Origin of the sequence: Bradyrhizobium sp., assembly GCF_016462955.1 — a bacterium.
In the GTDB taxonomy this organism is placed as follows: Bacteria; Pseudomonadota; Alphaproteobacteria; order Rhizobiales; family Xanthobacteraceae; genus Bradyrhizobium.
The window spans coordinates 1816-6034 of sequence record NZ_JAEMSD010000382.1; the positions used below are offsets into that span (position 1 = coordinate 1816).

Sequence of the window (4219 nt, forward strand, 5' to 3'; positions counted from 1 at the left end):
TCCCGGCAATCTACATCGCGCGGTTGCACGAGGCCATTTCCGTCACCCATTTCGAGGTCGGCATCCTGAAGGCGCCGTTCATGGCGCTGGTGATCGGGATCGTGGCCTGCAGCGAAGGATTGCGCGTCAAGGGCAGCGCGGAGTCGCTGGGGCGGCAGACCACGACGTCGGTCGTGAAGTCGATTTTCCTGGTGATCGTGCTCGACGGCCTGTTCGCGATCTTCTTCGCATCGATCGGAATGTGACGATGGACGGACCGCAAGACGAGTTCGCGATCCGCGTCCGCGACCTCGTGGTCGGCTTCGGCCGCCAGACCGTGCTGGACCATCTCTCGCTCGATGTTCGGCGCGGTGAGATCCTCGGCCTGGTGGGCGCGTCCGGCGGCGGCAAGTCGGTCCTGATGCGGACCATCATCGGCCTCATCCCGCGCCGAAGCGGGACCATCGAGGTGATGGGACAGGCGGCCGGCGGTCACGACCGCGGCGCAGCGATGGCATGGGGCATCCTGTTTCAGCAGGGCGCGCTGTTCTCCTCGCTGACGGTCCGCCAGAACGTCCAGTTCCCCTTGCGCGAGAATCTCGTCCTCTCGCAGGAGCTGATGGACGAGATCGCGATCGCGAAGCTCGAGATGGTCGGCTTGCGTGCCGAGGACGCCGACAAATACCCGGCGGAGCTGTCCGGCGGCATGACCAAGCGCGTGGCGCTGGCGCGCGCACTCGCGCTCGACCCGCCGATCCTGTTCCTGGACGAGCCGACCTCGGGCCTCGATCCGATCGCGGCCGGTGAGTTCGACGCGCTGATCAAGACGCTGCAAAAGACCCTGGGGCTCACCGTCTTCATGGTGACCCACGATCTTGCGAGCCTGACCACGGTCTGCAACCGCGTCGCCGCGCTCGCCGACGGCAAGATCGTGGCGATCGGACCGATGCGCGAATTGCTGCAATCCGAGCATCCCTGGGTGCGCGCCTACTTCCACGGCAAGCGCTCGCAGATGCTGCAACACGAGATGAGATGAAAGATGGAAACCCGCGCTCCCTACGTGCTGATCGGCGCTTTCGTGCTGGCCGCGATCCTCTCCGTGTTCGGATTCGTCTATTGGCTGAACAACACCGGCGGCATCGGGCCGCGCACGAACTACCACGTGCAATTCCAGGGTCCCGTGCCCGGTCTCCTCGTCGGCGCGGGCGTGCTGTTCAACGGCATTCGGGTCGGAGAGGTGACCCAGCTCGGCCTTGCGTCCGATAATCCGCGCTTCGTCAATGCGACGATCTCGGTTGCCACGACGACACCGGTCCGGGCCGACACCAAGGTCGGCCTCGAATTCCAGGGCCTCACCGGCGTGCCCGTGGTGACGTTGGAGGGCGGCGTGATCGTCGCCAAATCCGGCGAGCTCCCGATCCTGATCGCCGAGGCCGGCGCCGGCCAGAGCATGACGCAGGCAGCGCGCGATGCGCTGCGGCGGGTCGATACGGTGCTTCAGGACAATTCCGGCCCGCTGAAGGACACCATGGCCAATTTCAAGACCTTCTCCGACGGGCTTGCGCGCAACACCGGCAAGATCGACGGCATCCTGGCGGGCCTGGAGAAGATGACCGGCGGCGGCGCGCCTGCGCAGAAGGTCACCTACGACCTGCGCACGCCGGACAATCTCGGGCCGGCCGGCAAGACGCTGTCGGCGTCGCTGGCCATCCCTGAGCCGACCGCCGTCGCAATGCTGCAGACCCAGCGCATGCTGTTCGCGCCAGCCGGAGACCGGCCGGGCTTTGCCGATTTCCTCTGGGCCGACAGCATTCCGAAACTGGTGCAGGCGCGCCTGATCGACAGCTTCGAGAACTATGACATCGCCCACGCACCGCTGCGCACGACCGATCTCGGCCAAGCCGACTACCAGCTTCTGATCGACATCCGCCGCTTCCGGATCGCGACGGAAGGGGAGACCCGGGCCGAGATCGCCCTGTCGGCGCGGATCGTCGACAAGAACGGCAAGGTGGTCGCCTCGCGCCTCATCGAGACCAGCGAGAAGCTCGAAAAGCTCGAGCCTGCCGCTTCAGCCGCTGCCTTCGATGCCGCCTTCGCGCGCCTCGCGAAGGAGCTGATCGGTTGGACCGTGCAGGCGGTGTGAGGTCGGCTACTCCAGCGTCTTCAGGTAGGACAGCAGGTCATGGATCTGCTCGGGGCCGAGTTCGAAGGCGGGCATCGCGGCATGACCGGTGTAGATCCCCTCGGCGAGCGCCTCACCGAGGCTGTCGATGGCATAGCGTCGATGCAGGGTGCGCAGCGGAGGCGCAGCCTCGAGCCGACTTTTGGAGACGCGGTCGATGGCGTGACAGCGTGCGCAATTGGCTTGGGCGAAGGCCTTGCCGCGTTGCTCGGCCGTAGGGGCCGCCAGCGCAGGCGTAGTCAGAACCAGCCCGATCAGGCCGTGACGCAGAGCGCTTTGCAGCATGGAATGTGATCCCGTCGAACCGTGGGGGCAGAATAAGACGGGGATGCCACTCAAATTTGATCTGAGTCAATCGGCTGCGCCACGGTGCAGTAAAATGCAGCGGCGCGCTGGGCTCGACCTCATGTCGGGAGCGGCCGCGCGAGGAGCAGTGGATGGTCACGATTGAGCCGAACGGGCATTTTTGCGACGATTGTGCCGTGCGCGGTGCGGCGGTCTGCTCGTCGCTGGATGCGGTCGAGCTCAGGCAGTTCGAGCATCTCGGCCGTCGCGTCCATTTCGAGTCGGGCGCGACCGTGTTTTCCGAGGAGGACATCACGACCTCGTTCTACAACGTCCTCGAAGGCGTCATGCGGTTGTACAAGCTGCTGCCCGACGGACGGCGGCAGATCGTCGGCTTTGCCTTGCCCGGCGACTTTCTGGGAATGAATCTGTCCGGCCGGCACAATTTTTCCGCCGATGCGATCGGCGTCGTCACCGTGTGTCAATTCGCAAAGACGCCCTTCAGTCGTTTCATCGAAGACCGGCCGCAGCTGCTCAGGCGGATCAACGAGCTCGCCATTCGCGAGTTGAGCCAGGCTCGCGACCATATGGTCCTGCTCGGCCGGCGCTCGGCCGACGAGAAGGTCGCGACTTTCCTGCTCGGCTGGCGTGAGCGGCTTGCGGCGCTCAAGGGGCTGTCAGACACGATAGCGCTTCCAATGAGCCGTCAGGACATTGCCGACTATCTCGGCCTGACCATCGAAACCGTCAGCCGCACCTTCACCAAGCTGGAGCGCTTGGGTGTGATCGAGATCATTCACGGCGGCATCAGCCTGCTCGATCCGGCTCGCGTCGAGGCCATGGCGGCAGCCTGACGTCCCGTCCACAACGCTCTCGGCGATTTGATCCCGATCAATGACGCTGGTCATGCCCCGCAAATAATGCCGCAAACAAATCTGGGAGGAGCATGATGCCTGCTGATGCGTTGCTGGTGACTGTTGCCGTCGTGGCGATCTTCGTCGTGTTTGCCGGTGTTCTGGCCTGGGCAGACCGGCAAACGAGTTCGGGCCGGCTCGATTCCAATTCCAAGAGCTGAAGATCGCAGGATTTAGCCGGCTTACGTGGCCCGCGTTGCGCGGCCCAGCGTTAGTGCTTGCCAGCATCTCAACGCAAGTGCGGCTTACGCAATCTGCAACTCTGCGTCAATGTTAGTGTATTGGCGCATCCTTCGGATGCGCGCTGGCGGCCGCTTTTTTGGCATTTGTCTCATATCGCGATCGTGCTTTCCGGTTGAAAAGCCTGGTAACGTTGACTAGGCAGGGACTCTCAGTGCCTCGTAGCCTTGGGAGCCCCGCGGCGTGCCTCAGGACAAGACCGGAGACGCCCGACAGTCGGCGGGCAACAAACTATCGGTCCTGCGCAAGCACCCGATCTTCGCGGATCTGGAGCCGGAGGCGCTCGATCAGCTCTGCCGCTATGCCAAGCACACCACCGTGAAGCGCGGCGCGACGATCGCCGCCAAAGGCGATCCCGGCAACAGCCTGTTTGCGGTAGTCGCGGGGACGGTGAAGATCTCGTCCTCGTCGCCCGACGGGCGGAATGCCATCCTCAATCTGATCGGCCCGGGGGAGATTTTTGGCGAGATCGCAGTGCTCGACGGCGCGCCCAGGTCGGCGGATGCGACGGCCAACACCAATTGCGAGCTCTACGTCATCGATCGCAGGGACTTCCTGCCTTTCGTGAAGAGCCAGCCGGCGCTCGCGATGAAATTCATCGAGCTGCTCTGCGCCCGCC

At 64.3% G+C, this 4219-nt stretch carries 7 protein-coding genes; 6 read left to right on the top strand and 1 reads right to left on the bottom strand.

The genetic code is table 11. The features are described from left to right. The 3 genes from JHD07_RS28985 to JHD07_RS28995 form a co-directional block, all read left to right on the top strand. Window positions 1-245, top strand: a 245-nt coding sequence (locus JHD07_RS28985) for an ABC transporter permease (protein WP_291628389.1), incomplete at its 5' end; no start/stop codon positions are given. A 2-nt stretch (window positions 246-247) separates the two neighbouring features. Further along, entirely contained in the window at window positions 248-1015 is a 768-nt protein-coding gene (locus JHD07_RS28990; protein ID WP_291628390.1) for an ABC transporter ATP-binding protein, read from the top strand. 3 nt (window positions 1016-1018) lie between these two features. Further along, window positions 1019-2122, top strand: coding sequence for an ABC-type transport auxiliary lipoprotein family protein (locus JHD07_RS28995; protein WP_291628391.1), 1104 nt, complete (start codon window positions 1019-1021; stop codon window positions 2120-2122). A gap of 6 nt (window positions 2123-2128) precedes the next feature. Here the strand turns inward: JHD07_RS28995 and JHD07_RS29000 are convergent, their stop codons facing one another. After that, complete coding sequence (locus JHD07_RS29000) at window positions 2129-2446, bottom strand: cytochrome c (RefSeq protein WP_291628393.1); 318 nt, start codon at window positions 2444-2446, stop codon at window positions 2129-2131. 152 nt (window positions 2447-2598) lie between these two features. Here JHD07_RS29000 and JHD07_RS29005 point away from each other — a divergent pair, with 152 nt between their 5' ends. The 3 genes from JHD07_RS29005 to JHD07_RS29015 all read left to right on the top strand — a co-directional run. Continuing rightward, complete coding sequence (locus JHD07_RS29005; protein ID WP_291628394.1) at window positions 2599-3300, top strand: helix-turn-helix domain-containing protein; 702 nt, start codon at window positions 2599-2601, stop codon at window positions 3298-3300. Window positions 3301-3395: 95 nt separating this feature from the next. Next, complete coding sequence (locus tag JHD07_RS29010; protein WP_291628395.1) at window positions 3396-3521, top strand: hypothetical protein; 126 nt, start codon at window positions 3396-3398, stop codon at window positions 3519-3521. A 262-nt stretch (window positions 3522-3783) separates the two neighbouring features. After that, window positions 3784-4219 (top strand): cyclic nucleotide-binding domain-containing protein (locus tag JHD07_RS29015; protein WP_291628397.1); only part of this gene is annotated, 436 nt, incomplete at its 3' end.